We start from the raw sequence: 5,009 nt of genomic DNA on the forward strand, positions 1-5,009 counted from the left end.
CCCCCCGCGCCGGGGGGGGGGGGGGGCGCGCTCCCGGGGGGGCCGGGGCCGTGCGCCCCGGCCCCGGGGGCCCCGGGCCCGTGCGGCCCGGGCCCGGGGCCCGGGGCCCGGGTCAGTCGCGCCGGCCCTGCGGCGGGTAGTGCGCGTAGGGGGAGCCGCCGCCCTGGGAGGGCACCGGACGCTGGTAGCCGTCGTACGGAGTCCCGCCCTGCTGGGGGGCGTTGGGCCGGATCCGGCGCGGCCACCAGGCGGCCCGGCCGAACAGCGCGGTGAGGGCGGGCGTGAAGAACATCGCCATCACGAAGGCCGAGATCATGATGCCGAAGGCGACCGCGAACCCGATCTGGGCGAGCGAGGCGTCGCTGGCCAGGAGCATCGAGGCGAAGGTGCCCGCGAGGATCACACCGGCCGCGGCGACCGTCGGGCCCGCGTGCTGGATGCTCTTCGCGGTCGCCTCCCGCGGGCCGAGGCCTTCCTTGGCCTCCTCCCTCAGGCGCGCGACCATCAGGATGTTGTAGTCGGTGCCGATGGCGACGACGAACAAGTACATGATGACCGGCAGGAAGAACGTCAGCCCGGCCTGGCCCTGGATCTCCTGGAAGAGCAGCACGCTCGCGCCGAGGGTGGCGCCGAAGCCGAGCGCGACGGAGACCATCAGATAGACCGGCGCGACGGCGCTGCGCAGCAGCAGGCCGAGGATGAGCATGATGAGCGCGGCCGCGGTCGGGAAGACCACGGAGAAGTCGCGGTTGACGGCCTTGTTGATGTCGACGAACACCGAGGTGATGCCGCCCACCTTGGTCTCGGTGCCCGGCGGGGCCGCCTCGTGGGCCGCGGTGCGCAGCGGGCCGCGGACGACGTCCATCGCCTCGCGGCCGTTGGGGTCCATGGTGAGCACGGCGTTGAACTCGGCGGTCGTGCCGTCCTTGCTGACCTGGGCGCGCGAGGCGTCGCCGACGCCCTTGACCTGCTTGAGCTTGTCGACGAAGGCCTTCATGTCGCGCTCGTCGAGCTTCTTACCGTTGGTGGAGCGCATCAGGACGCTGCTGGGGTTGGTGCTGCCCGCGGGCAGGTCCTTGCTCATGGTGTGCAGCGCGACCTGCGACTCCTTCGTGGACTTGTCGTCCTCCTGGCTGGCGAACGTCGGCTTGTAGCCGAGGGCGCCGACGGCACACACGATCATGAGGAGCCCGGAGGCGACCACGTACCGGCCGGGGTGGCGGGCCACCGACCGGCCGAGGGCGCCGAAGCGGGCCGCGCGCGGCTCCCGCTGCCACGACTTGGACGGCCAGAACACCTTGGTGCCCATCAGCGAGATGACGGCCGGGATCAGGGTGAGGCAGGCGAGCAGGGTCACGCCGATGGCGATGGCGAGGGCCGGGCCCATGGAGACCAGGAAGCTCAGCGAGGAGAGCAGCAGCGCGAGGAAGCACACGACAACGGCGCCCGCGGCCGAGGCGATGGCCTCGCCGACCCGGCCGACGGCCGAGACCATGGCGGTCTTCGGGTCCTCGCCGAGCCGCAGCCGCTCCCGGTAGCGGAACATCAGGAACAGGATGTAGTCCGTGCCGACGCCGAAGAGCACCACGATGAGCAGCGACGACACCGAGCTGTCGGCCTTGAGGTGGAACACCTTGGCGCAGGTGGCGATGAGGCCGTTGGCGACCTGGGAGACCAGGGTGATGCCGACGATGGTGAGGATGGTGATCGTCGGGCTGCGGAAGATGATCGTCATCAGGACGACGATCAGGATGATGGTGCCGAGGAAGATCAGCGAGTCGGCCTTCTTGGACGCCTCCTCGTTGTCGAGCTGCGTGGCCGCGTCACCGGTGACGCCCGCCTTGAGTCCGCTCTTGGCGACCAGGGACTTCAGGTCGTCGCGCATGTCCTCGACGGCATGCTGCTGGCCCTTGTCGCCCGCCTTCACGTCGGCCATCGAGACCATCACCGTCTGCACCTTCTTGTGCGGCGACGGCGGCGCGGTGACGACCTGCTCGACCTTCTCGTACTTCTTGGCCTTGAGCGCCTTGCCGACCTTGTCGACCTTCGCGGAGTCGGCCGCGGTCAGGGCCCTGCCGTCCTCGCGCGAGAACACCACGATCGCCGAGGGGGTGAAGCCCTTGGGGAACGCCTTCTCCTGGATCTTCTGCGCCTGGATCGACTCGTACTGCTTCGGAAGGAACTCTGCTTGGTCGGATGTGGTGGTCAGCGAGGGGGCGAAGCCGATCACCGCCGCTCCGGCGATGAGCCAACTGATGATCACCAGCCACCGGTGGCCGACGACGAAACGTCCTAGGGCTTTGAACACGGTTCCTTCCTCCACTCCGGATCGGGCCCGGAGTACTCGGTCTTCTGCTTTTCCAGGGGCTTGTGGTGGGCCGGTCACCGGGAGGGTGCGGGCTCCCGCACGCGGAACGGGCCGATCAGGCCGGGCAGCGCCTCCTCGGCGAAGCGCAGTCCGTCCGCGACGTCCACGTCGGGGATGCGGACGGCGCCCCGGCCCGCCGCGGTCGTGGCGGTCAGCGTGCACAGGCCCGCTCTGCGCTGGGCGTACGACTGCCGTCCGGTCCAGCCGACGATCCGGTCGCGCCGCAGCGCCACCGTGCGGCGCACGAACGTGCCGTGCCTGACGACGAGGTAGTCGCCGACGAGCGCGTGGCCGAGGCCGCGGTAGGCGTCGCGCGCGAGCGGGTACCCGAGGCCGGCGGTGACGGCCGCGACCAGGGGGACGGCCCACCAGGGCAGCAGTCCGCAGGCCACGCCCGCCCCGGCCGGAGCGGCCGCTCCGGCCGGGGCCAGCAGGCAGCCGCGCACCAGGCGGCGGCGCAGCGCGGGCCGGGGGTGACCGCGCAGGGCCGCGTGTGCGATCGGCGACGACGCCTCGTCGAGGACGTCGGCCGTCACCTGGTGCGCGGAGTCGAGGGGGGCGGGCGGCAGGAGCTGCGCGGGGTTGGTGAGGCGGGTGCCCGTGCCGCCGAGGCCCGTGGCGAGGAGCGTGAGACGGCCGGCGGCGACCGCGCGCAGCGGCAGCGGGCGGCTGAGCTCCACGCCGCAGACCCGCCGTTCGGCCACGGACACCGAGCGGGAGGTGAGCAGCCCGCGGGTCAGGTGCAGGGAGCCCTCCGGCTCGCGCTCCAGGCGGTAGCCGTACCACGCCTCGGCGAACGTCACGAGGGAGCCCGCGACGCCGAGGACCAGGAGCACGGCCGCCACGACGGCCACGGCCGCGGGCAGCGGCAGCGCGGACAGCCAGGCCCAGACGGCGCGCGCGGTGCGGTTGCCGCCGAGGTCGAGCCCCAGGGTGTCCAGGAGCTTGGAGCCGCCGGTGACCACGGCCACGACCCCGGCCAGGCTGGTGACGGTCAGCGGCGCGTACCGGGCCCAGGACGGGCGCAGCCGCGCGAGCGGGACCGGCAGGGCGGGCGTGGTGCCCGGGGCGCCGCGGTTCAGCAGCAGCGCCCGGAACTGGAGCGCCTGCTCGCGCGAGATCCCGTCGAGGACCAGCTCGTCGTCCTCGCTGCGGGCGGTGTGCTCGCCCGTGCCGACCTTGACGGCGGCGAGGCCGAAGAGCCGGTGCACCGGGTTGGCGGTGAGGTCCGCGCTGCGCACCCGGTCGCGCGGGATCGACTTGTCGGTGCGGAACAGCAGCCCGGAGTGGAGCTCGACCTCGCCGTCGGTGATCCGGAAGCGGGTGGTGCGGTAGCGGACCCACTCGTGCGCCGCCTGCACCCCGGCGACCACGATGTACGAGCCGAGGACGATCCAGCCGTGCGCGTTGAGCAGGTCGCGGGCGAGGAACATGGCGCCGAGCAGCGGCAGCGCCGGGCCCACGAGCCAGCTCACGCTCACCACGATCATGCGTGGGTGGAGCCGCTGCCAGGGCTGCGCCGCGGGCGGCGCCGGGGCCGGGCCGGCCACGTCGGGCGCCTGCGTCCGCGTGGTCATGTGCCGTCCTCGTGCAGGGCGCGGACGCGCTCGGTCAGGCGGCGTACGGTCTCCACGGCCAGGTCCCGGTCCAGCCCGGTGATGGTGACGGGGCCCGCCGCCGACGCGGTCGTCACGGTCAGCGCGGCCAGGCCGAAGAGCTGCATCAGCGGGCCGCGCTTGGTGTCCAGGGTCTGGATGCGGGTGAACGGCACGACGCGCCACTCCCGCACCAGCCAGCCCGACAGGGAGCACACCGCTTCGCCGCCGGCCTCCCAGCGGTGCACGCGGTAGCGGTACCAGGGGGTCAGCAGGGTGTAGCCGAGGCCCAGGGGGCACAGGACCGCGAAGACGATCCGGAGCCAGGACGGGGCGCCGGGCACGAAGGACGCGACGCCGAGCGCGGCGAGCACCGGCACGGCGACCAGCGCGTTCTGCGTCGTCCACCAGTAGACGGCACGGCGGTCGAGGCGCCGGCCCGGCCGCAGCTCACCGAGCACCTCGGGGGCACCGGTGCCGTGGCGGTCGGCGGGAGCGTCGGCGGCGCGGCGGTCGGCGGAGGCGTCGGTGTGGACGGTGCCCGCGGCGTGGGGCTCGCCGACGGCGTGGGGCGCGCCGGGGCGGTACCGCGTGGCGGCGTCGCGGTCGGTCGTGTCCGACCCCGCGCGCGCCGGCTGCCGCGTCTCGTGGGGCACTGCTCCTCCGCCTCCTTGGCTGGTCTGGCCGTACCAGCCAAACAAGCCGGGCAGGGGACGAGGCAGAGCGGTTCGTGTGGAGTGGAAGCGACCAAGGTTGTGACTTCGCAGGCGCGCTACCCACTTTCGTACGCACCCCTGTGTCCTATGGACCACTTACGGGCCGGGGTTGCGCGCGCGCCGTTAGGGTGACCGCGTGATAGGGCCGATTCGATGGTTGGGCCGCAGCGCCGTTCAGGACACCATCCTCGTCGCCGCACTGATCGCACTCAACGTCTTTGTCGCCTTCTGGAGCGGCTTTCCCCGTGAGGATCACCCGCGGTTTGGTCCGTGGGCGGGGTTGGGGTTGCAGGTGGTTGTGGTGGTGGTGTTGGTGGTGCGGCGGGTGTG

General features: G+C 72.9%; 4 protein-coding genes. 1 reads left to right on the forward strand and 3 read right to left on the reverse strand.

Features of this window, described 5'->3' with window-relative positions:
- Positions 1-112: 112 nt before the first annotated feature.
- The 3 genes from QK440_RS40665 to QK440_RS40675 form a co-directional block, all read right to left on the reverse strand.
- Positions 113-2,308, reverse strand: a complete 2,196-nt coding sequence (locus tag QK440_RS40665; RefSeq protein WP_282798300.1) for an MMPL family transporter — start codon at positions 2,306-2,308, stop codon at positions 113-115.
- A 74-nt stretch (positions 2,309-2,382) separates the two neighbouring features.
- Positions 2,383-3,945: a PH domain-containing protein gene (locus QK440_RS40670; protein WP_282798301.1), complete on the reverse strand. Its 1,563-nt coding sequence runs from the start codon at positions 3,943-3,945 to the stop codon at positions 2,383-2,385.
- Positions 3,942-4,619, reverse strand: a complete 678-nt coding sequence (locus tag QK440_RS40675) for a PH domain-containing protein (protein WP_282798302.1) — start codon at positions 4,617-4,619, stop codon at positions 3,942-3,944. Before QK440_RS40675 ends, QK440_RS40670 begins: the two co-directional genes overlap by 4 nt.
- Before the next feature lie 196 nt (positions 4,620-4,815).
- Here QK440_RS40675 and QK440_RS40680 point away from each other — a divergent pair.
- On the forward strand, positions 4,816-5,009 hold a 194-nt coding region (locus QK440_RS40680), incomplete at its 3' end, for a hypothetical protein (RefSeq protein ID WP_229926219.1).

Origin of the sequence: Streptomyces sp. CC224B (genome assembly GCF_030010595.1) — a bacterium.
GTDB lineage: Bacteria > Actinomycetota > Actinomycetes > Streptomycetales > Streptomycetaceae > Streptomyces > Streptomyces longispororuber.

Excerpts from the sequence above, each read along its gene's own strand:
- QK440_RS40670 (WP_282798301.1), bottom strand. The coding sequence starts at position 3,945 with ATGACCACGCGGACGCAGGCGCCCGACGTGGCCGGCCCGGCCCCGGCG.